At 49.0% G+C, this 21,203-nt stretch carries 28 protein-coding genes and 1 tRNA gene; 13 read left to right on the top strand and 16 right to left on the bottom strand.

What is annotated here, in order from left to right; translation table 11 throughout:
* Window positions 1-195 precede the first annotated feature (195 nt).
* From B5F25_RS14030 to B5F25_RS14015, 4 genes are all read right to left on the bottom strand, one after another.
* Complete coding sequence (locus B5F25_RS14030; RefSeq protein ID WP_022039812.1) at window positions 196-894, bottom strand: response regulator transcription factor; 699 nt, start codon at window positions 892-894, stop codon at window positions 196-198.
* Between the two features lies 1 nt (window position 895).
* Window positions 896-2,455, bottom strand: a complete 1,560-nt coding sequence (locus B5F25_RS14025; protein WP_087213062.1) for a HAMP domain-containing sensor histidine kinase — start codon at window positions 2,453-2,455, stop codon at window positions 896-898.
* 262 nt (window positions 2,456-2,717) lie between these two features.
* Window positions 2,718-4,877: an elongation factor G gene (locus B5F25_RS14020; RefSeq protein WP_087250249.1), complete on the bottom strand. Its 2,160-nt coding sequence runs from the start codon at window positions 4,875-4,877 to the stop codon at window positions 2,718-2,720.
* 400 nt (window positions 4,878-5,277) lie between these two features.
* Window positions 5,278-5,868, bottom strand: coding sequence for a YqgE/AlgH family protein (locus B5F25_RS14015; RefSeq protein ID WP_022039860.1), 591 nt, complete (start codon window positions 5,866-5,868; stop codon window positions 5,278-5,280).
* A gap of 160 nt (window positions 5,869-6,028) precedes the next feature.
* On the opposite strand from B5F25_RS14015, the gene B5F25_RS14010 reads away from it, so the two are divergent.
* The 6 genes from B5F25_RS14010 to B5F25_RS13985 all read left to right on the top strand — a co-directional run bounded on the left by B5F25_RS14010 (window position 6,029) and on the right by B5F25_RS13985 (window position 10,168).
* A tRNA-Asp gene (locus tag B5F25_RS14010) sits at window positions 6,029-6,102 on the top strand.
* Window positions 6,103-6,506: 404 nt separating this feature from the next.
* Window positions 6,507-7,730: a site-specific integrase gene (locus tag B5F25_RS14005; RefSeq protein ID WP_072545349.1), complete on the top strand. Its 1,224-nt coding sequence runs from the start codon at window positions 6,507-6,509 to the stop codon at window positions 7,728-7,730.
* Between the two features lie 14 nt (window positions 7,731-7,744).
* A complete protein-coding gene (locus B5F25_RS14000; RefSeq protein WP_117616275.1) occupies window positions 7,745-8,386 on the top strand; it encodes a site-specific integrase in 642 nt (213 codons plus the stop codon).
* Between the two features lie 14 nt (window positions 8,387-8,400).
* The gene (locus B5F25_RS13995) at window positions 8,401-8,814 is read left to right on the top strand and encodes a hypothetical protein (RefSeq protein WP_072545351.1); all 414 of its coding nucleotides are present in this window, start codon (window positions 8,401-8,403) and stop codon (window positions 8,812-8,814) included.
* A gap of 12 nt (window positions 8,815-8,826) precedes the next feature.
* Window positions 8,827-9,147: a hypothetical protein gene (locus B5F25_RS13990; protein WP_087250233.1), complete on the top strand. Its 321-nt coding sequence runs from the start codon at window positions 8,827-8,829 to the stop codon at window positions 9,145-9,147.
* Window positions 9,148-9,250: 103 nt separating this feature from the next.
* Entirely contained in the window at window positions 9,251-10,168 is a 918-nt protein-coding gene (locus B5F25_RS13985; RefSeq protein ID WP_087250231.1) for a ribonucleotide-diphosphate reductase subunit beta, read from the top strand.
* Between the two features lie 65 nt (window positions 10,169-10,233).
* On the opposite strand, the gene B5F25_RS21265 is transcribed toward B5F25_RS13985, so the two are convergent.
* Complete coding sequence (locus tag B5F25_RS21265; protein WP_140406949.1) at window positions 10,234-10,431, bottom strand: hypothetical protein; 198 nt, start codon at window positions 10,429-10,431, stop codon at window positions 10,234-10,236.
* 131 nt (window positions 10,432-10,562) lie between these two features.
* The gene (locus B5F25_RS13980; protein WP_087250230.1) at window positions 10,563-10,820 is read right to left on the bottom strand and encodes a hypothetical protein; all 258 of its coding nucleotides are present in this window, start codon (window positions 10,818-10,820) and stop codon (window positions 10,563-10,565) included.
* A gap of 555 nt (window positions 10,821-11,375) precedes the next feature.
* Here B5F25_RS13980 and B5F25_RS13975 point away from each other — a divergent pair.
* The 7 genes from B5F25_RS13975 to B5F25_RS13945 are packed head-to-tail and all read left to right on the top strand — an operon-like array spanning window position 11,376 to window position 13,732.
* On the top strand, window positions 11,376-11,636 hold the full coding sequence (locus B5F25_RS13975; protein ID WP_164496648.1) for a hypothetical protein: 261 nt from the start codon (window positions 11,376-11,378) through the stop codon (window positions 11,634-11,636).
* A 12-nt stretch (window positions 11,637-11,648) separates the two neighbouring features.
* The gene (locus tag B5F25_RS13970; RefSeq protein WP_140406948.1) at window positions 11,649-12,191 is read left to right on the top strand and encodes an SLOG family protein; all 543 of its coding nucleotides are present in this window, start codon (window positions 11,649-11,651) and stop codon (window positions 12,189-12,191) included.
* The gene (locus tag B5F25_RS13965; protein WP_087250227.1) at window positions 12,145-12,363 is read left to right on the top strand and encodes a hypothetical protein; all 219 of its coding nucleotides are present in this window, start codon (window positions 12,145-12,147) and stop codon (window positions 12,361-12,363) included. Before B5F25_RS13970 ends, B5F25_RS13965 begins: the two co-directional genes overlap by 47 nt.
* A 12-nt stretch (window positions 12,364-12,375) precedes the next feature.
* Window positions 12,376-12,966 carry a hypothetical protein gene (locus tag B5F25_RS13960; RefSeq protein WP_162612730.1) on the top strand — a complete coding sequence of 197 codons (591 nt, stop codon included), beginning with the start codon at window positions 12,376-12,378 and terminating at the stop codon, window positions 12,964-12,966.
* A gap of 28 nt (window positions 12,967-12,994) precedes the next feature.
* Window positions 12,995-13,252: a hypothetical protein gene (locus B5F25_RS13955; protein WP_087210254.1), complete on the top strand. Its 258-nt coding sequence runs from the start codon at window positions 12,995-12,997 to the stop codon at window positions 13,250-13,252.
* A gap of 11 nt (window positions 13,253-13,263) precedes the next feature.
* Window positions 13,264-13,494 carry a DUF3873 domain-containing protein gene (locus B5F25_RS13950; protein WP_087250225.1) on the top strand — a complete coding sequence of 77 codons (231 nt, stop codon included), beginning with the start codon at window positions 13,264-13,266 and terminating at the stop codon, window positions 13,492-13,494.
* The gene (locus B5F25_RS13945) at window positions 13,487-13,732 is read left to right on the top strand and encodes a hypothetical protein (RefSeq protein ID WP_087250224.1); all 246 of its coding nucleotides are present in this window, start codon (window positions 13,487-13,489) and stop codon (window positions 13,730-13,732) included. Before B5F25_RS13950 ends, B5F25_RS13945 begins: the two co-directional genes overlap by 8 nt.
* Window positions 13,733-13,949: 217 nt before the next feature.
* On the opposite strand, the gene B5F25_RS13940 is transcribed toward B5F25_RS13945, so the two are convergent.
* From B5F25_RS13940 to B5F25_RS13895, 10 genes are read right to left on the bottom strand one after another with little or no spacing between them, the layout of a single operon-like run.
* A complete protein-coding gene (locus B5F25_RS13940; RefSeq protein WP_204247022.1) occupies window positions 13,950-14,954 on the bottom strand; it encodes a site-specific DNA-methyltransferase in 1,005 nt (334 codons plus the stop codon).
* Window positions 14,923-15,390 carry a DUF3872 domain-containing protein gene (locus tag B5F25_RS13935; protein ID WP_162612728.1) on the bottom strand — a complete coding sequence of 156 codons (468 nt, stop codon included), beginning with the start codon at window positions 15,388-15,390 and terminating at the stop codon, window positions 14,923-14,925. Before B5F25_RS13935 ends, B5F25_RS13940 begins: the two co-directional genes overlap by 32 nt.
* A 15-nt stretch (window positions 15,391-15,405) precedes the next feature.
* A complete protein-coding gene (locus tag B5F25_RS13930; RefSeq protein ID WP_087250220.1) occupies window positions 15,406-15,993 on the bottom strand; it encodes a conjugal transfer protein TraO in 588 nt (195 codons plus the stop codon).
* Window position 15,994: 1 nt separating this feature from the next.
* The gene (gene traN, locus B5F25_RS13925) at window positions 15,995-16,993 is read right to left on the bottom strand and encodes a conjugative transposon protein TraN (RefSeq protein WP_087250244.1); all 999 of its coding nucleotides are present in this window, start codon (window positions 16,991-16,993) and stop codon (window positions 15,995-15,997) included.
* Between the two features lie 31 nt (window positions 16,994-17,024).
* Window positions 17,025-18,326 (bottom strand): conjugative transposon protein TraM, encoded by a 1,302-nt coding sequence (traM, locus tag B5F25_RS13920; protein WP_162612727.1) that lies wholly within the window; start codon window positions 18,324-18,326, stop codon window positions 17,025-17,027.
* Entirely contained in the window at window positions 18,265-18,588 is a 324-nt protein-coding gene (locus B5F25_RS13915) for a TraL conjugative transposon family protein (protein WP_087250216.1), read from the bottom strand. The genes traM and B5F25_RS13915 overlap by 62 nt, the downstream gene beginning before the upstream one ends.
* A gap of 6 nt (window positions 18,589-18,594) precedes the next feature.
* Entirely contained in the window at window positions 18,595-19,218 is a 624-nt protein-coding gene (gene traK, locus B5F25_RS13910) for a conjugative transposon protein TraK (protein ID WP_072545361.1), read from the bottom strand.
* A gap of 30 nt (window positions 19,219-19,248) precedes the next feature.
* Window positions 19,249-20,256, bottom strand: a complete 1,008-nt coding sequence (traJ, locus tag B5F25_RS13905; protein ID WP_072545362.1) for a conjugative transposon protein TraJ — start codon at window positions 20,254-20,256, stop codon at window positions 19,249-19,251.
* 2 nt (window positions 20,257-20,258) lie between these two features.
* Window positions 20,259-20,891, bottom strand: a complete 633-nt coding sequence (locus tag B5F25_RS13900; protein WP_071150624.1) for a DUF4141 domain-containing protein — start codon at window positions 20,889-20,891, stop codon at window positions 20,259-20,261.
* A gap of 26 nt (window positions 20,892-20,917) precedes the next feature.
* Window positions 20,918-21,199, bottom strand: coding sequence for a DUF3876 domain-containing protein (locus B5F25_RS13895; protein ID WP_087210234.1), 282 nt, complete (start codon window positions 21,197-21,199; stop codon window positions 20,918-20,920).
* Window positions 21,200-21,203 lie beyond the last annotated feature (4 nt).

Below are 21,203 nucleotides of genomic sequence, written 5' to 3'. Positions count from 1 at the left end.
ATTTTGTATTGCCGGATGACCCGAAGCCCGGCTTCCACCGCCTTCCTCCGCCCTTTCCGCTACGCTCCAAGGACGGAGGAAGGCGGTGGAGGAGTTGCACTTCTAACTTGACGGTGGGATTGACATAGAATTGCATCCAAAGACACATACACCCTATGCCAATCCGCGTCCCAAGAACCTTGTCAATAAAAGACATCAATCCTGTTCGGGAGTAATGAGCTTATATCCCTTTCCGTGAATATTAATAATTTCTATCGAATCATCTTCTTTCAAATGCTTACGCAACTTGGTGATATACACATCCATACTGCGAGCATTGAAATAATTGTCATCAATCCAAATGGTTTTCAAGGCAAAATCACGCTGAAGAATTTCGTTGGCATGTGCGCATAACAGTCCTAACAATTCCGATTCCTTTGTAGTAAGCTTGGTCTGCTTATCGCCTATAGACAGTATCTGTTTTTGAGTATCAAAAGTAAAACGGCCTATCTTGTACATATTGCTTTCTTTGTTACGTTTACCACGCACACGACGCAAGATAGCTTCGATACGGAACGTCAATTCCTCCATACTGAACGGTTTTGTAATATAGTCATCGGCACCAATCTTAAAACCTTCCAGAATATCTTCTTTCAAAGTCTTTGCTGTAAGGAAGATAATAGGAATTTCCGCATTTGCCTGCCGGATTTCCTGAGCTAGCGTAAAGCCGTCCTTCTTCGGCATCATAACATCCAATACACACAAATCATACTTATTCTTCAAGAAAGCTTTATAACCGGCTTCACCATCCGGAAATAATTCGGCAGAATATCCTTTAGCCTGTAAATATTCTCTTAACAACATGCCAAGATTCTCATCATCTTCGCACAACAAAATACGTAATTTCTCGTCCATTTTATTCATCTTTAAATAAAGGTAATACAATAATAAATTTAGTACCCACATTCAGTTCACTTTCGGCACGAATCGTACCTTTGTGATCTGTAATGATCTTTTTCACATAGGCCAAGCCCAAACCAAAGCCCTTCACATCATGCAAATTGCCGGTATGAACCCGGTAGAACTTCTCAAATATTTTTTTCAGGTTTTCCTTCTTTATGCCAATGCCATTATCTTCAATAGATATATGAAGCTTACCAGACTCATTCCACGTACGGACTTTCAGATGGATATTGACATCCGGTTTCTTATACTTTAACGCATTGTCAAGCAAGTTAAAAATCACATTCGTAAAATGCATCTCGTCTACATAGATAAACGGATCATCTGCATCCAAAGCAACATCCAACGCGCCGTTACAATTCTCCACTTTCAACCGGAAAGTATTCGTAACATTGTATATCAATTCATTGGCATCCACTTCTTTCTTCTTTAATGTTGCTTTCTGACGCTCGAACATAGACATCTGCAACACCTTTTCCACCTGAAAACGCAAGCGTTTTGTCTCATCATTGATAACTCCCGATATGTGTTTAAACATTGCAGGAGATTTACCTACCGCCGGATCATTCAACATTTGCGCAGCCAAAGAAATAGTCGAAATCGGAGTTTTGAACTCATGCGTCATGTTATTAATAAAATCGTTTTTGATTTCGGTAAGTTTCTTTTGACGGAAAATAATGTATATGGTAAATATAAATGTCACCAGCAATACCAGCGTAAATATGATAGAAGGTATCATAAACCGCACCGAACTGAAAATGTAATTATCCATTGTCGGGAAAAATACATTTACAAATCCCATCTTAGCAGGTGGATCTTTTTCAAAAAGCAAACGGGAATAGATTTTTTCATTATCATATTCATAATCTGAACACCGGTACACTTCTTTCCCATCCCGATCAGTTACTGTAAAATGATAAGGTATATCTACCCCATTGTTTTTCAGTTCTGAGTTCAAATAATAATCCAGCTGTTTAAAGTTAATCCGTTCCTTCAGCGGCTTGTCACTGGCCGTATATAAAATATTGTAAATCACCTCGTCCAACAATGCACGCTGGTAAACATAACGTTCCTTTAATATTTCCTGCAGGTTTCGAGAAGTCTGCGGAATATTCTTTCCGGTCGAAATAATCACCTTAGGCACACTGGAGGGACGATTAATAATCGTTTTCCATTCAAAACTGGAGAAAGTGCTCCCATCAGGTGAAGTCACCGTATAACGGCGATGTTCTACCACATCCCGGTCACTATCCTTAGCCAATGTCTGTTGACGAAACTGATCGGAAATACGTGCCGCACGTTCTGTTGCAGCCACATCTTTTTCCAAATACTTTTTCGTTTCTACCAATTCCAAATTATGAACTGCCTGAGCAAGGCTTCGTCCTACATTTTCTTCGAACTGCTCCTTACGCATCTTGACCATCTCTTCTATATAGCTTACCTGCAAATACAGCAAACTGAGAAAAGACAATCCCATAACGATTCCTAATATCCAAATAGTTGACTTTTTCATGAGGGCAAAATTAAACCGCTACCTGTTACAATACACCTTGCTTAACATGTTTTAATCCGAGATTCTCTTATATTAACTGAAAATTCCATTTAACATATCAAAACAAGCACTTCAGAAGCAATCAGCACTTACTCAGTTGCAAAATTAATAAAATTTTAAATCAATAACAAATAAATATCCCTAATAGTTTAAGCTTAGTTAAACAAAAAAAGGCCGTATTTTAAGAAATACGACCTTTTAATGTATGAAAACAATAAGCTACTTACATTTCATCCTTTTCCTGTTCTTCGAATTCTTTCATCAATTTCGTCTGAACATCAGCTGGAACCAACTCATAACTTGCAAACTTCATAATGAATGAGGCGCGTCCTCCTGTCAACGAGCTCAATGCAGTAGAATAATTAGACATTTCTTTCAAAGGTACTTTGGCAGCCAGTTTTTCGTAGCCTTTCTCACTACTCATACCCATAATCATGCCCCGACGACCTTGCATATCGCTCATTACATCACCTAACTTATCACTCGGACAGAACACTTCCACATCATAAATAGGCTCCAATATTTTGGGACCTGCATTCTTAAACGCCTCACTGAAAGCATGACGCCCTGCCAGCATAAAAGAAATTTCATTTGAATCGACCGGATGCATTTTACCATCATAAACAATAACCCGCACATCCCGGGCGTATGACCCAGTCAACGGTCCTTGTTCCATACGGCTCATAATACCTTTTAATATAGCAGGCATAAAACGGGCATCAATAGCACCACCTACCACACTATTAATAAATACCAACTTTCCGCCCCATTCCAAATCAATGGTTTCAGTTCCTTTTACTGTAACCTTAAATTCCTGGCCGTTAAACCTATAGACGTCTGGAGCAGGCATTCCTTCATAATAAGGCTCCACAATCAGATGCACTTCACCGAACTGTCCTGCCCCACCCGATTGCTTCTTGTGACGATAATCGGCACGTGCTGCCTTCGTAATAGTCTCCCGATAAGGAATTTTAGCCTCAATAAACTGTACAGGCAATTTTTCATTATTCTCCAAACGCCATTTTAACGTACGCAAATGAAATTCCCCTTGGCCATGAACTAAAATCTGCCTCAATTCTTTCGACTGTTCGATAACCCATGTCGGGTCTTCTTCACGCATACGGTTTAAAATTGACATCATCTTTTCCATATCCGCCTCATTCACCGGTTTAATGGCACGAGTATACTTCGGATTGGGATATTTGATAAAGTTGAAACGATTGTCACAGTCTTTACCATTCAATGTATTTCCGGTCTTTACATCTTTCAGTTTTACCGTACAGCCAATATCACCGGCACGAAGTTCTTCCACTTTTTCACGTATCGAGCCGGCACATACATACAACTGTGCCATACGTTCTTTCGAGCCACGGTCAGCATTAGTCAAGTCATCGCCTTCATGCACCACGCCACTCATTACCTTAAAATATTGTACATCACCAATATGCGGCTCTACAGCCGTCTTGAAAAAATACAATGAAGTAGCGCCATTTGCATCGGGGGGAACAGGCACTCCACGTGTATTATGAACCACCGGCATTTCATCTACAAAAGGAACCACATTGCCTAAAAACTCCATCAAACGACGAACGCCCATATCTTTCCCTGCACAAACACAAAATACAGGGAACATTCCTCGTGCAATCAGCCCCTTACGGATACCTTCACGCATTTCATCCTCGGTAAGGGAATCCGACTCAAAAAATTTCTCCATCAAAGTCTCATCATGTTCAGCTGCAGCTTCTACCAATATTTTATGCCATGCCTGAGCCTTTTCCATTTCTTCAGCAGGAATTTCTTCAATCGTCGGCTCACCGCCTTCCGGTTTCCAAGAATATTTTTTCATTAAAAGTACATCAATCAACGAATTAAAATCGGGACCTGTACTGATAGGATATTGCACTGGCACCACCTTGGAACCATAATTTTCCTTCAATTGCTCCAGCACACGATCAAAATCACATTTTTCACTATCCAACTGATTAACTAAAAATATGACAGGTTTACCCAATTTTTCCGTATAACGGAAATGGTTCTGCGTACCGACCTCTGGTCCACATTGACCATTCAACAACAAAACAGCCGTATCAGTTACATTTAGGGCCGTAATGGCGGCACCAACAAAGTCGTCACTTCCCGGACAATCAATAATATTCAACTTCTTGCCATTCCACTCTACATGATAAACAGTAGAAAAAACAGAATATCCATATTCCTGTTCTACCGGGAAATAGTCACTAACTGTATTTTTAGCAGTAATTCTTCCGCGACGTTTTATAACCCCACTCTCATAGAGCAACGCTTCTGTGAGAGTGGTTTTACCTGATCCATCGTTGCCAAGCAACGCAATGTTTTTAATTTCGTTAGTCTGATATACTTTCATGGTATTCAAGATTTTAATAAACAACAAAAGGATATGCTTTTCATATCTCTTACTTAATGGGGTGCAAATTAGGAATTAATGTCGAGAAATGCAATGTTTTAGCCAGTGTTACTAAACTATGTTTTAAGACAGATTTTATCTTATGAAATCTCCGTATTCCCTCCAATTGATATACCTTTTGATATACCTTCAAAACAAAGATATACTTCATAAGCCATTCCAGTTATACTATGCGCGGTATGAATTTGTGCATTTTGTTGATGTCACAGTTCCAGCATGCTGCCTCCATTCCGTTCACCGCTTCTCCCAACGCAGATAACTTCGTCTGGTGTAAGATTAATAATCTTACAGCGAATGACCCTATATCATTATTTTAGCAGAATCGGGTCCATCCTTTTCTTCAGTTACAAGACGGATATTGAGGATAAGTAGCCCATAAACTATAAGGCTTCCCAAGCTCATTCATACTATTGAACCAAAGATTATGATAATCTTCATCCAACAGATGAGTTTTAGTTCCCTCACCTACCATCCACGAATCATCATCTATTTCTTTTTCCAACTGTTCATGTTCCCAACCCGCATAACCAGCAAAAAAACGGATAAACCCCTCTACCGGATTTCCATTCAAGATATATTGTATCACCGCCGAGAAATCACCATTCAGATAAAGCCCGTTTCCTAAGTCTAAAGCACCTTTTAAATGGCCAAGCACATGCAAAAAGAAAATCGTATCACGATCAACAGGTCCTCCTTTAAATATCGGGATAGCAGGCACAGCTGCCAATTTCGGCACTAACTGGTTCAGTGCAATAAGGTATCTGAAATTTTTATTCATCACAATACCCATACTTCCTTCTATGTTATGTGTCACCATCAAAACAACGGAACGTGCAAAATGATAATCATACAATAGCGGAGAAGCAATAAGAATACTTCCTACATGTGGAAGCGCCTTATTTGAGTGTACCTGAAAAATGCGCATATCCATATTACATTTCTTTTTATCTACTAATATAGCTTTTTATTCTGATACTCAAAAGCTTTTTAACTTTTTTCTAAAAAACATCTCCTAAAAGTTTGGAAATTACAAAAAACATTGTACCTTTGCATCGCAATCGAGAGAGGTAGCAACGAAAGAAAAACAAAATGGTGCGTTAGTTCAGTTGGTTAGAATACATGCCTGTCACGCATGGGGTCACGGGTTCGAGTCCCGTACGCACCGCTTACGAAAAAAGACTGAAACAAGAAAGTCGAAGACAATATCCTCAAAGTCAGTAACTTTGGGGATATTTTTTTGTTATACCACGACAGATGAATACCCCGTTGGAAGTCGAAAATTGGACAAATCGAGTAACCAAATCGTAACCAAGAAAAAAAACGGGAATTTTGGTTACGACTTCGTAGATATGTCGTTGATTTGTCGTTGTTTACATTCAATTTTATCGACACGCCGTAACCTAAAATCCTGAGCAGAAAAAGGAAACAACCGGCACGTTTACGATTCATTTCATGAGGATACACGACAATGACCCTCAAATGTCTGTTTCATAGCCGCCAAGTGTCCGCCTGTGGATTGCGTCAAGTGATTGTCAAACAGTATTTTTGCAACAAAAAACTTAAAAGCGCATGAAACGGAACACATTCAGCGTACTTTGTTACGCAAGGAAAAGGGAACAAGGAAAGGACAAGCAATATCCTATCATGGTTCGCATCACCATTGACAGCGAACAGGTACAGTTCAACTCACAGTTAATGGTGGATAAGAAGATGTGGAAGGACGGTGGCGTAGTCGGTCGTAGTGCGACGGCGGTGTATTTGCGCACGCAGATAGAGAAAATCAAGACCGACATTACCCGCATCTACGAAAAGGAAATCGAAAACAACCGCTACCCTTCACCGCTGAAGCTGAAGAACATCTATCTGGGCATTGAAACGAAAGCCAACACGTTGCTGACCGTGTTCAAGAAGATGAACGAGGAAAAGCGGAAGGAAGTGGGCACGTCGCTCTCACAGAACACCTACAAGAAATACGACCTGACATACCGCCGTATGGAAGAATACATTCAGTTCAGGTTCAGGAAAGAAAAGTATAAAGACATTCCATTGACGGAAATCAACGAGGAATTTATCAACGGCTTCCGCAACTTCCTGCGTGTGGACAAGAAGGTCGGCCACAACGCCACCTCGAAGATGATGCAACTGTTCAAGAAAGCCGTTACCCGCGCAAGGAACGCCGGTCTTATCCAGTTCAACCCATTCACGCAGCCCATCACCTTCGTTCAGGTGGACAAAGGCTTTCTGACAATGGACGAACTCCAGAGCATTATGGACAAGGAGATTGAAGTGGAACGCCTGCAACGGGTGCGCGACGTCTTTGTATTTTCCTGTTGGACGGGGTTGGCGTACATAGACGTATATCTGCTCAAAGACGAACATATCCAGAAGTATCTGGACGGCAACTATTGGATTATCTCCAAGCGCCATAAGACCGGTGTGCCCATCAACGTGCGCCTGTTGGACATTCCCCTGCGCATCCTGCAAAAGTACAAGGGTAAACAGCCCGACCACCGCGCCCTGCCCATGCCGAGCAATCAGAAGATGAACGCATATCTGAAGGAACTCGCTGATATTTGCGGAATTAGGAAGAACCTGACCTATCACCTCGCAAGACACACGTTCGCCACAACCGTTACGCTAACTAACGGAGTATCAATAGAATCCGTATCAAAAATGTTGGGACATACTAATATTCGCACTACGCAAATCTACGCGAAGGTAATCAACCAGAAAAGCGGCAGCGAGATGGAAGCCCTTTCCGACAGGCTGCATGTATCCATGAACGCATTATAGAAAGGAGGACAAATATGAGAACGATAGAAAGACAGCTTAGAGCCAGACAAACGGCGGTGAGTCTGAACGAAAAGGAATTGAGCAGACTGATGAAAGCCACGTTTGACACACCGCGTTTGGAACAGGTGCGTGACCTTTTCATCTTTTCGAGCTTTACAGGCCTGCATTACCAGAACCTGAAATCCCTCCGTAAAGAGAATTTCCACAACAAGTACGGGCAGAAGTGGATTTTCATGGTAAGGGAGCAGACCGACGCTTTCATCCACATTCCCCTGCTGCCTGTTCCACAAATGATATTGGAGAAGTACAAAGTCCGGTTTGCCGGAACGGATGAACTGTTGCCCGTCCCCAGCAACCAACGGCTGAATGTCTATCTGAAAGAGATTGCGGAACTCTGCGGCATCGAAAAGAACATGACCATGTATCTGGCTTACCATACGTTCAAGGATACGATAACGACAAAAAACGGCATATCCACCGGTACGGTATGCCGCATGTTAGGGCGGTTCGACCTGCGCGGCCGCCATGCTTATGTTACCGACCGCATCATCAAGCGCGAAATGGACAGAGTGGCGCGTAACTGCACCCCGTTTGAAAAAATTGCGGCGCAATACATCATGACAACCAATAAATCCGTATATTGTCCCACCAAATAAAAACGATACCCCCTATGCTACACAGAGGAAACATCACCATCACCGGGCTGGAGGACATCAACCGCCACCCCACAGTCAGCGTCAGGCTGGAGAACGGCAACGTATGGCTCACCAAACATGAGCTTGCCCGCCTGTTCGGAGTGTTCATCCAGACGATAGACGCCAATATGCGCTCCATCTTCAAGTCGCGCATCCTGAACGAGAGCGAGGCAACCATCACGGAGAAGCAGGATAAGCGATACGTTACCTACTATAATCTGGAGGCCGTCATTTTCCTCAGCTTCCGCATCAACACCTATTGTACGAAGCTGTTCCGCGAATGGGTGCTGAACTCCCTGTGCGAGTACAAGCGGCTGAAGGAGAAGCAGCCCGAAGTCCTTGTCGTGTTCAACGCTTCGGACAACCAGACATTCATTTCATACAATTAAGTAACAGGAAATATGGCTACAAACAAATCGCAGATAGAAAAGTGGATAACGGCGCAGAAAAAACATCGGCTGTCCGACACCCACGTACAGATGGCGCGTGAACTCGGTCTCAATTCCGATAAGTTAGGCAAGATAGACAACCATCGGCAGGAAACATGGAAAGCCCCTTTACCCCAATTCATCGAGGACATCTATTTCAAACACTTCAAGAAAGAACGTCCCGATGCAGTGAAGCCTTTGAAGCAAATCCTGAACGAACTGGAGGCGAAGAAGGAAGCAAAGAAAAAGGCGAAGGAGGAACGCTGCCGATTGAAGGAGAGTAACGAAGCCTGAAAACTGAAATCCCACAAAAACGGGGCTTGTCCGTGAAATAAACCGGGCAAGGCTCGTTTTGTATCCTCCAAACCCTTATCTTTGGGCAGAAAAAGCCCCAAAGATGATAGAAGACCTCCACATATCCGTCCCTCTTAGTGAAGTACCCGAAGCCCAAGTGGGCAATTACTTCACCCTCTCCGAGATGCCCGGCGAGTTCCTGATAATCCAAAAACCCGACAACACGTTCTATTTCCTATGCAGCCGGGAGTGCGACATCGTGCGGATATGCGAGTCCTTCGACTGGTACATCGTATCGAAGGACGCTTTCAACGACCGCCTGAGCATCGGCATCGGTCTGGCCGACAAGGAGAGCATCGACGGCGAGGTCTATCGCGTGCAGGATGAGGCCACGCTCTCCCTTTGGCGCGACATCCTTCATTTCACCTTCGACAGCGATTTCGTGCGCCGGTTCTTCCCCTACAACACCCGTTTCAAGGGCAAGATGCGCATCGACGGCGCATTGTGCTTCTACATCCACGATTATTACCCCACGCGCTGCAAGGGCATCGCTGTGGAAGACCGTAAAACCAGCAACTTGGTTTTCCGCTTCAAGGAAGGACAGCAGGCAGCTCTCGTCGCCAAAATCTTCTCCCTTTGCATCGCCCGTATGCCTTTCTACAAGGAAAAGGCGGCCAATGCCGTACTTATCCCCATCCCGGCGGCTACCCGTGAGCGCAACGCCGCCCGTTTCGCCCGGTTTTGCAGCCTTCTTTCGCGTCGCCTGAAAATCACCGACGGCTTCCGTGCCACATGGATAAGGGAAGACCGTGAGCAGATGAAAGGCACTCATGGTCTTGATAAGCTCTCCAACCTCATTTTCCACCCCGTCTATTTTCAAGGACGCGATGTCTTTCTTGTGGACGACATCGTGTCCACCGGCGAGAACTTCACGCAGATGAAACGCAGGTTGATGCAGCTTGGAGCCAATTCCGTTACCGGATTATTCTTGGGACGGACGGTGAAAATGGGGAAAGAATAAAAAGACACACCCTTGGTTTCGACATTTCCGCAAGTCGGGCAACCCAAAGTGCTGAGTTGGGCAACTCAGCAAAACGAGTTGGGCAACTCACGGAAACGGGTTGGGCGACTTTGCAGGCTTGGGATAAATGCAAAGAATACAATATTCCAATCCCCGACCCATGCTGCGGAATGTAAAAGCCCGTCATTTCCGTCGGCAAGCATATCCCCGTTCCCGTTGGGAATGGAAATACCCTTGCCGCCTACGCAAAACCGTAGAAACATGCCGCATGGTCAAGCGTGATGAACCAAATCATCACACCATATCCCATACGCCACTTTTCCTTGCCCGGTTTTGCCGCCAAGGTAGGCTTTTACGATTGTCTGTCCCGCCCGTTAATATGCGTTGCCGCTTTTCAGAGGGCAGAATCCATTGCTTCGTAATGGTCGCCATCATGTACGCTCAATGCCGCCACGAGGCTGTTCAACGTGCGCACGGCCTCCAGCCGTTGTTCCGTCGAGCTTTCCTCCGGATGGCTCAATACATCGATGGCACAAGTCAGATGCGCCTTTGTCTGCTGCAAGGTGGACACATCTTGAATGGGAAACAGGTAGAAAAGTCCTTCATCGGAAGAACGGACGATGCCCTTCAGGGCGGTAGCTTGTAATTCCATATCTTTCGGGTATTAACAAATGACGTAACGCTGCCGGCCACCACGTTCGAGGTATCGCCAAATAACCCAACACAAAGTGAACCGGCAGGTTACGTCAAGGTATAACCTACCCGGTTCATTTACCTTTGTGTTTTTGAAATTGGCGATTTCCGAACGTCAGTAAATGAACAACATTACCACGATGCTATTTGCACCGCTGGCACAAAGGTAAGAAAATAACGCCAATAATCCATTGCCATCCTTAAAAACCTCCTTCGGAAAATCCATTGCGGAAAGAAATCAATGTCCCTACGGTATGTTTCCCTTGCCGCTTTCATTCCCCATCACTCCACAATGTGCTATTGAAAGGTTGGATGAGCTGACTTATTACGTGCGCAAAGGTAATTTCGGGTTTTGACGGACTAATCAAATTTTTTAGGCACAATCTCCACGCTTCGCAGGCTCAGGTAGTATTCTGCCGAAAAAATTTGATTCTGCAAAACCCTGTCCTTTGCCCCGCTTACGAAATAAGTCAGCTCACCCAACTCGTCAATGCATAAAAAAAATGTCGTGATTATGAAAGCAACAAGAGAAACAAATGGAAATAAGTCGCTTCCCAATCTGCCTCTGCATAAATTCTTGGGCGTGACGGTGAGGTTCTTCCTTGCGGCATTCTGCACATCCCTGTACGGTGGCTCCCTGCTGGTGTGGTTCGTCGGGTTGTGGCTGGTGTGGAACTTCCTTGCGGGTGTAGTACGTTTCCTGTGGGTCTGCCTTGTGTTCCTGTTGGCATTTGTTTCGCTTGTCGCTTTCATGGTCTGGGTATTAACACTCTAAACTCACATCATCATGGAAACAACAGACATCTCAAAAAACGTGTCGTTTACCGGACACCGCTCCGGCAGGATAAGCCAACCCATGCTCACCCTTTTTGCAGGCATGGTAACGGAAATCAAAAGCCTGTATGCTTCGGGATGCCGTAATTTCTTCTCCGGCATGGCGGAAGGCGGCGATTTGGTTTTCGCCAAGGCGGTCTTGGCGGCAAGAAACGAATTGACCGACATTCGGCTGGTAGCTGCCATCCCGTTCCGGGAGCAGTCCGCACGCTATTCCGACATGAACAAGAGGCTTTACATCAGCCTGTTGGAAGAAGTGGACAAGACGGTTGTCCTTTCAGAAAGCTATCACAAGGGCTGTTTCCACCGGCGCAACGACTTTCTGGTGAAACATGCGGCAATCATGCTCGCCTATTGGGACGGACAACCCTATGGCGGCACATACTATACGGTAAAGAAAGCTATCGAAGCAGGTAAGAAAATCGTTAATCTCTATAAATGGAATCATTATGAAACGGTACAGCAAGACTATCGCACAGCAGTGCAAATATTATGAAGTGGAGAACATTTTCGAGTACATGGTGGAGACCTACATCAACGGCAACCACAGCACCTTTACCCGGCTGTTCAAGGAATTGGAGAAGGACGCACGCAAGCTGTTCATTGAATACCTGTTGTGGGAAGTCAATCCCCAATACCACGTGGTAATACTGAAAGCAACCATCTAAAAAATTACAGTTATGGACAAGAAAATATCCCAAATGACGAGAGAAGAAAAATTGCAGGCTTTGACAGACTACCATGCTTGCAAGCGTGAGCGGCACATCATTCACCGCTATGTTCAGGCACTCCGCCGGGAAGATGCGGAACAGACCGCCTATTTCGAGAGCTTCGGTGAAAGCGTGCATCACATCGTACTGAATGTGAACACCTACGAACGCAGGCTCATTTTCGGCTATGTGGACAGGCAGTTTAACGAATACGGGTGGATAAGCGGCATGTTGCCCATCGTGGAAGAAATCCGGCTGGACAATTCCAATGTAATACACATCGGCCAGTCCGTGAACGGCACGTATGTCGTTACGGTGGGCTGGTGTACCGGCACGGCAGGAGGCGGCAGCCACCCTTCGGTATGGGAGGAACCCATTGCCGATTACAAGGAAGCGGTAGCGAGCGGCATCCGCCAGTTGGAAAGAATCTATAATGATGCGGAACGCCGCTCCCTGACAGACAGGGGGAACTACAACCCGAAGTATATCCGCAGGCTGAAAGCCGGATTACAGGAGGTAAAGCGCCGCTATACCGCTCCGCAGCAGTTAAGTCTATTCTGATTATTCACACATATAACACCAAATGATTATGGACGTAAAGATTGAAAGCATGATTTTCGGGTGGGATGAACGCATACCCGATACGTTGATTAAGTTCATCAACTCCGTGACGCTCACAAAGGACGAGCAGGAACTTCGCGGACTGATGGAAGTGTTCGCCCGGAGCAAGGAGTTCAACCGCTTCTTTTCCTTCGGATATGGCAGCCACCATCTGTGGCTCACGCAGAGGATGGCGTCAGACCCGGCAAGGTGCATGGAAAACCGATTGTTGATTGTTGAATTTTAGCAGATTGCATTATGACTACAAGAATGACGGAAAACGGAGTTTCGACCTGCCGGAAGGCAGGTTCGGAACAGTTCGAGAAGTTCCAGACCGGCATCGGAAGAAGAAAACGCACGCTGGTGCAGTACGATTACAGGGCATACGATGGAGAACTGTTCTCCTGTGTGGCTCCGACTTTGGAGGAATGCCGCCGCAAGTGCAATGGATGGTTATCGGCAAAAGGAAGGAGGCACAGCGATGAATGACAGTTATGACACGCTGATAATCACTTTCAGCGAACCCATCCGGGTTTTGGACGGCATGTTTGAGGACACCGACACATGGGGAGTTTCCACGCTGAAAGAATGGGTCGATACTTACGAATCCACACGCTTCACCCCGATAAACGACTATACGGCAGTCATCACTTCCGAACACAATATGAAGCACGTAAGGGAATGGCTGGAACGATACTTGCCCATTGACAGCCTGCAAATCCGATAACCGGAACAAGCATGGAACAGGAAAAGGTCAGAGCCGATAAAAGCCCTGACCTTTTCTATATCTTATAGGAGATAAAGGAAGTCAGTCCGTTTCTTCTCCCCAAAGTTCGATGTCCGTCGGCGCATGGCGGATTGACCGGACAATAAGGCTGGCTGTAATGGTCACCAATGCCAGATGAGCAATAATGAAATATTCCATAAGCATATACGGTACAGGATTAAAGATTACACCGCCTGTTGGCTATATCCACATATTCCCGGTTCATATCAAAGCCGATGAAACTTCGTCCCAGCCGTTTTGCAACGGCTGCTGTCGTTCCGGCTCCCATGAACGGGTCAAGTACGATGCCGCCTTCGGGCGAGCCTGCCAATATGGGCACTTCCACTAACTTTGTCGGGAACATGGCATAGTGCTTCTGCTTGTTCTGTTCAAAAGCGATACGCCAGACACAACGCATGTTGCGCCCGTTAGGATTTACTTTCATCATCCCTTTAGGCGTACCGGCTATCCGTTGGAACTCGCCGCATTTCCCATTGGAAGTCATCGGATGGCGGTATCTCTCAAAGGTGGATGCGGCATAAGGCTCATACTGCCGGTTAAACCGGTAACGCGGGTGCTTGACAAAGAAGAACATTTTCTCGAAATCCACCGTGAACCGGTCTGTCACGGGAGAAGGCACGCAAGTGGGCTTGTACCAGATAATCTCGTTCCGGAGTATCCATCCGTCCAGTATCATTTCATCGGCAAACCGGCCCGGAATGTTGCATAGGGACTTGGAAAGCACCCGATGCCGTTTCTTGTCCACACGCATGTCAATCAGGCAATGGTCGTTCTTCCAGTTGGAAGCGTACCATTCCGGGGCTTGGCGTGCGTTGTATTTGTACGGCTTGCTGTATGAATCGCCGAGGTTCACCCACAGCGTGCCCGTTTTTTTCAAAACCCTGCGGCATTCCCGGAACACGGAAACCAGATGCGCGATGAATTCCTCGCGCACCGGTTCCTGCCCCAACTGTCCTTGCCATCCCCCGCAACGGGCGCAATATCCGCTCTCGTCGGGCTGGTGGCTGCACCTTTCGTCCGCAGCCCACCACAAGGGGGCAATGCCGTAATCGCGCATCTGCCAGTAAGGTGGTGAAGTCACGATGCAGTCCACCGACCCGTCCGGAAGCATCCGCAATCCCGACAAGGCATCAGTATGGTAAATCCGGTTCAGCTCCATCATCGCCTCCTTCTTCCTCTGTTTCGTTATTGAACGAGAAACTTTTGGTTACAATTTGGTTAAATGAATCCACAATGTAGATGTCAATCGTCTGCTGGTCTGTGCAGAGCGACTTGTAATAGAGCCGGAAGGTTTCGTCCGGCAACGGGTAGAGGTCGTTGGGCAGCAGCACCGTGCCGTCCTCCAGACGAAGTTCCCCTTTGCCCGTAGGCTGGAAATAGCGGATGAAATACTCCGTTTCCTCGTACCGCCCGCTGCGTACCAACTGGCAGCGTATTTCGGCTTCCCCGCCTTCCACGATGGTACTCTGTACCGGCAGGGTTGCCAAATCGAACTCATACACCTGCTGGATGTCCAGCTTGTCGGAACAGGCGCAAAGCAGCACGGCGGCAACCAATGCGAAACCGGCGGTAAAAATCAGTTCAGTCATTCGTTTCATTTTCTTGATGATTTATTAGTCCAATATGAATTTCAGTCCCACCCCGAACTGGAAGTGGAAATTTCCCGTACCGCCACCCCACAGGCAGCGTTCACGCGCATGGAGGAGCAGTACTGTCCGGTTGGTGAGGTAGGTTTCTATCTCCAGCGATACCGCGCCGCCATAGACGAAAGCGTCGCCGTCCGTGATGCGTGCCCCGTCATGGAGCAGGCTCTCGCCCCAATTCACCGTTTCATAACCCGCCATCGCCGAGCCGCCCACGTAGCAGAGGAACACCTTGTTCGCGTCCGAGAGGAAGTTGTAGTAGTATCCCCCTTCCGCCGTGAACTGCGACAGCGGCAGGCGCGTGTCCTTGTACGGGTGGTACTTTTGCAGGTACTCTGCGCCGAACACCCACTTGCTACACCCTTTCGTGTACGAGTCCATTGACAGCCCGAAGTGGTAGCCCAATTCATTGCGCCGGCTTGCCGAATGGAAGCCGTCCGCCATGCCAGCCGTCAGCCGCAGCCCTTTCATGCCCGGCAGACAGCGTTGCGCCTGCACCTTGTCTGCAAGGACAAGGCACAGCGCCATGCTGATTAGAATAAACACCGTCCGTTTCATCTTACTTCACCTTCAATTCGTTGATGACACGGGCACGCACCAGTTCGGCATTGGTGACCGTGAACTGCTGATGCCTCCCGCCGTTCTGCTCGTTTATTTCCACCACCAGTTGCTTGTCGTCCGGCAGGGTGAATTTGGGCAGAGTGAACACCGTGCGCTCCCGGCTCTTGCCGCCAATCTCCGTCACGTAGTTATAGGCACGCAGCGGTACAATCACCTGCTCTTGGATGGCGGTGCGCTTCGCCACTTTCCGGTCCACCACCTTGAACGACACGAAGTCCACCGTGAACGGCACGTTGGAGGAGTTCTTCAGTTCCGTATGGAAATAAAGCAGCCCGTTGTGCGTGTAGATGCCCTTCAGGATGTACTGGATGCCGAAGCGTTTGCAGCCGATGTGCTTCACCAGCCGCTTGTCGTCCTTGTGGATGGACTTCATGATGAGCCGCACCAACAGCGGCGATTCGCTGCCCAACTCCTTCAGATAAACCTCCTGCGAGTTGTTCGGGCGGTTCACCGCCTCTCCGTCGTGCAGGAAGTCCTTCATCTCGATGTTCAGCTTGGTCGGCTCGTCGGCATACTTCACGTTGAAGGTATAGTAGCTTCCATCCTCGGTAATCACCGCCAGATTGGTTTCGCGGGAGAAGTCGCGCAAGGCGGCCTTCACTCGGAGCACGTTTTCCGAGCCGTCCGCCTTGCCCGCGATGATGTCGGCGGAACCCAAGTCCACGTATTTGATAGTGGCGGGGAAGATGATATGCACGGTCTTGTAAAACGTAACCTCCAGCGCATACGGGGGTATCATCCGGTCGAAGGTTATCGGGCGTGTCAGCCCGTCGAACAAATCACCGGTGGACGGACTTCGTTTCATCCCGCCATCATCGGCAGTTGTCGGGACAGCCGTTTTTTCCGTTTCTTTCAAATCGGTTTCTTCCACGACCTTTTGCGCATGGGCTTGGGTCATTGCGGCGATGAACGCCGCCATAAGCATAATTTTCTTCATTTTTCCTTGTGAATAATAGTGATACATAAGATTATTTCTTGGCCACGAGCAGTACCGCGTGGTTCGCCTTGAGCGTTACCTTGACGGTGCGGAACTTCGTGGCGAGGTATTGCGACAGCCCCTGTATCGCACCGCGTCCCAAGTCCGAGGCCAGTTGCGCCCCGGCATCGGTGGAGATGTTGATGCTGCTGCCCATCGTGGAACCCATGTTGGCCGCCATCTCCTTGAGTGCGGTCAGTTCCTGCGACCCCGGCACCGAGATGCCTTTCATGCCGCCCATGTCATATACCTCCAGTTCCACCGGCACGACCCTCCCTTTATAGGCAATGGTACTGATGGTCAGTTCCATACGCTCCCCGTTGATGCGTGCCGTGGCGGTCAGCACGGTGTTGGCCGGTATATACATGCCCCCGACGTCAATCGGTTCCAGCAGGCGGATTTCCGCCTCCTTGCCGTCGCTTACTGTAACCGTGCGCCGGATGCAGGCACGGATGCTGTTCCTGCCTGCCGTGTGCGCTTGGTCTGTTACCGTGTGGAACCCCATGTTGTGGGGACGGCTGTACCGTTCCATGAACTCGGCATCGGACATCGGTTGTGCCAGCATCGACACGACCTGCTCCGCCACCTGCGTGACCGGGCTGACCGTCCTTCCCTTCGTTTCCGTTACGGGTACGGACTTCGCTCCGCCACCCTCTTGTGGCAGGTAGCGCGAGGCCATCTCGTAGGATTTCTCCATCAGGCGGAGCTGCTCGTCGGCGGTTTCCTTTGCCTTGCGTTCCTCTTCCGCCCGGCGTTCCAGCTCTTGTATGCGCCATTCCAGTTCCAGCGTTTTCTGGTCGTCCTCCGGCTCCGGCTGCTCGTAGAAGCTGCCAATCTGCCGGTTGATGTCCCGGTAGGCATCCGCCGAGGTGCGGATGGACGACCCGCCCGATGATGCAGTTTCTTCGGTCTGGAACACATCTTCCACGGCCTCCCTGTCCGTATCATCCTCCGCCACCGCCAAGTCCTGCAGGGTGCTCATCTTCTCCCGCTGCTTGCGCTCGAAGTCCTGCTGCTCGTAGGCGGCACGCTTGTCCGAAGGCAGGTTCTTCTCCTCCGGCATGGGCACTTCCACGTTGAAGCCGTCGGGCAGGCTCTCCCCTTCGTCCGACGGTGCGAATATCAGCCACATCGCCACGCCGAAGACAAGGAACAACAGCGGATAGACCAGCATCTTCCTCCGTTTCCGGATTTCTTCGGGAGTCAGCGGTTGGGACTCCTTCCGCCCGCGTTCATTCTTCTTTGCCGTTTCCGGCTGTTTTTCCGTTTTGTTCTCTTTCATGTTTCCTGTCATGATTAAAATGGATACTGTCTTTACTTATGCCCGGATGCAGTTCCAACTGCCGCATCCGTTCTATTCTCATCTGCTCTCCCCGGCGTTTGCCGATGTTGTATATCGACGACACGGTGATGTAGATGGAGAGGGCGCTGAATCCCACGAGCATCGCCACCACCACGATGAGCCGCACATCGGGCGACATCCGCCCGCACACGCAGCGCATCCCGTCGCTTATCCGGTCAGGGATGTAATGGAGCCACTTTCTTGTCTTTCCCATACGCCTTTACCTTTCTATGGTCCGTAAATCGCGGTTCTCCAGAATGGTGAACTGCTCCATCGTGAAACCGTGAGGATTGTTGTCCGACCGCACCGAGTTCAGCAGGCGGCAGCGGGTTACAAGACTGCGCTCGGTGATGTTGCTGCTCCTGACGAGCGACTGGCGGGCATAGGTCGTCACGATATAGGGGTAACGCTCGAAGTCGCACGCCACGCTGTCCACCCGCACGGTCTGGTTGATGTTCGCCGAGATGATTCGGTTGTAATACCCCTTCTCTTCCCAGTCCTTGTAGTAGCGGAAGGCACTTTCGTCACACAGGTACAATGCCCGGCGGATGTTGCCCTCAATGGCCGCCTTGTCGGGCGAGAGTGTGAAGAACAGTTCGTGGAACCGCCTGACATGTTCCCGCGCCTCGACCGGACGGTTCTGGGAAAGGTCTTGCGAGAGCGCGAGGATGAGCGACTTGCCGTTGTCCAGCACGTAGATTTTCTCCCGCTGCTTCTCGGCGAAGCTGTATGAACTCCACAGCGCGTAGCCCGTGACCAACGCGCACAGCACGACGAAGGCTATTGCCATCGTGCGTATCTGCCGGAAGCTCGTTTCGATGTTCTTTAATGACTTGAATTCCATTTTCTTTAATTCTTGTTGTTGATTGTTGAATCATTTGCCCCGCAGCTTGCCCGCGACATGCCCGGCACCAGCCCCGGTAGCCGCTGCCGCCACTTTGCCGGTCTTGACGGCGGAGTTGTTCACCTGCTTGCCGTAGTTGCCAGCGCCCGCCGCCTGTATCACCCATGTCGATACCGTCGGGATGGTGAAATACCCCACGATGGCGATGAGCATGAAGATGATGTAGGCCGAGTTGTTCGTGTCCGGCACGAAGTTCGGGTCGGTCAATGCCGCGATGTCCTTCTCAATCATCAGCGTCTGGATGCGTGCCAGCACCGAACTGAACAAATCGGAGATGGGCAGCCACAGGTAGATGCTGATATACTGGCATATCCAATGCACCATCGTGCTGTGGAAACCGTCATACACCGAAATGGCGAATGCCAGCGGCCCCAAGATGGAGAGCACGATAAGGAAGAATGTCCTCAGCGTGTCCAGTATCAGCCCCACCGCCTGAAAGAGCAGTTCCAGAAAACTGCGGAAGGCGTTGCTGATGGTCTGCTTGATTTCATACTTGCCGCGCTCGATGGCCATCCCCGCCATCGTCTTCAGTTCCGACGGTGTCCAGCCCAAGTCTTCAATCTGCCGCTCGTATTCTTCGTCGCTGACCAGATAGGCCGTTTCCGGGTTACGCACCAAAGCCTCGTATTCCAGTTTCTCCCGCTTCTCGGCGTACTCCTCCATGTCGAGCGTCTGCCCTTGCAGGATGCCGTGGCAGCCGGTGACGATGGGACTCATGATGCCGTTGATGGTTCCCAACACGAAGGTGGGGAAGAACATGATGCACGCCCCGATGCAAAACGGACGGAACAGCGGATACACATCTATTGGCTCGGCACGTGAGAGCGCCTGCCACACCCGTGAGGCCACGTAGAACAACGCGCCCAATGCCGCCACCCCGGTGGCCACGCCCGTGATGTCCGAGCAGAGCGGCATCATCTCGTCATAAAGGCTGCGCAGCACTTCATGCAGGTTGCCGAATGTACTTTCTCCCGTCATGGCTACCAGTATCTTTGGTTATCGGTCCCGTACAGGTCGAGCACGCGCCGCGTGTCGTTCTTCTCCTTTGCCCGGAGGTACGACACGCCGATGTTGCGGTTCGTATAGTAGCGGACTAAGTTGCGGTGGTTCTTCACATCGCGGTAGATGCGGTCTATCAGGTCCATGCGCTCCTTGTCCGTCATTGAAAGGCCGGTCTGCGTGACGACCGTCTTCAGCTCGTCGAGCATCCCGCTGCTTTCCTCCAGCATCTTCGTGTAGCCCGAGGCGATGGCGGCCAGTTCGTCCGTCGTGTAGTTCTCGTCGGCAAGCATCTTCTGGAACGAGTTCACGTAGATGTCCGATATTTCCCCCACAAGCAGCACGGTCTGTTGCACCTTACGCGCGTCCTTCACCAAGTTATGCACCGACTTGAGCGCGTCGTAATACTTCTTTCCCTGCTCGTAAATCTTGACCGTTTCCTGAAAGTTCTTCACCATGTTCTCGGCGGTCGTGGTGGTCTGTATCACGTTCCGCGTGGTGTTCACGATGCTCTGCGCGAGGTTCGACGGGTCAAAGGTCACCCATTGCGCCCGGACCGTCGTGGCGGTGCAGAGCAAGGCCGTAAGGCAAATTGCTATTGGTATTCTTTTCATGTCCGTTGATGATTAAAATGTCCTTGTCAATATTCGTATTCCTTGCAGTCCCGTACATACACCCCTTCCGAGGCGAGCACGAGCCGCTCGTTATCTTCGTCATAGGCGACCTGCACCCTTTCGGGCAGTTCCGCCCACGTTCCCTGTCCGTTCCGGTAGAGCGTGGCGGTCAGCACGGCTCCCCAGCGGTAGGCAAGGGCGATGCGGTACGTGCGCCCTTCGCGGTACACCCTGACTGGGGGCGACTTGCCCCGGCTTTTCCACCGCCCGCAGATGCGGTCGAGCGGGAACAACGTTGCATATTCCATAGGC

Source organism: Bacteroides sp. An19 (assembly GCF_002160215.1).
GTDB classification, from domain to species: Bacteria; Bacteroidota; Bacteroidia; order Bacteroidales; family Bacteroidaceae; genus Phocaeicola; species Phocaeicola intestinalis.
This window is presented reverse-complemented; position numbering and strand designations above follow the sequence as displayed.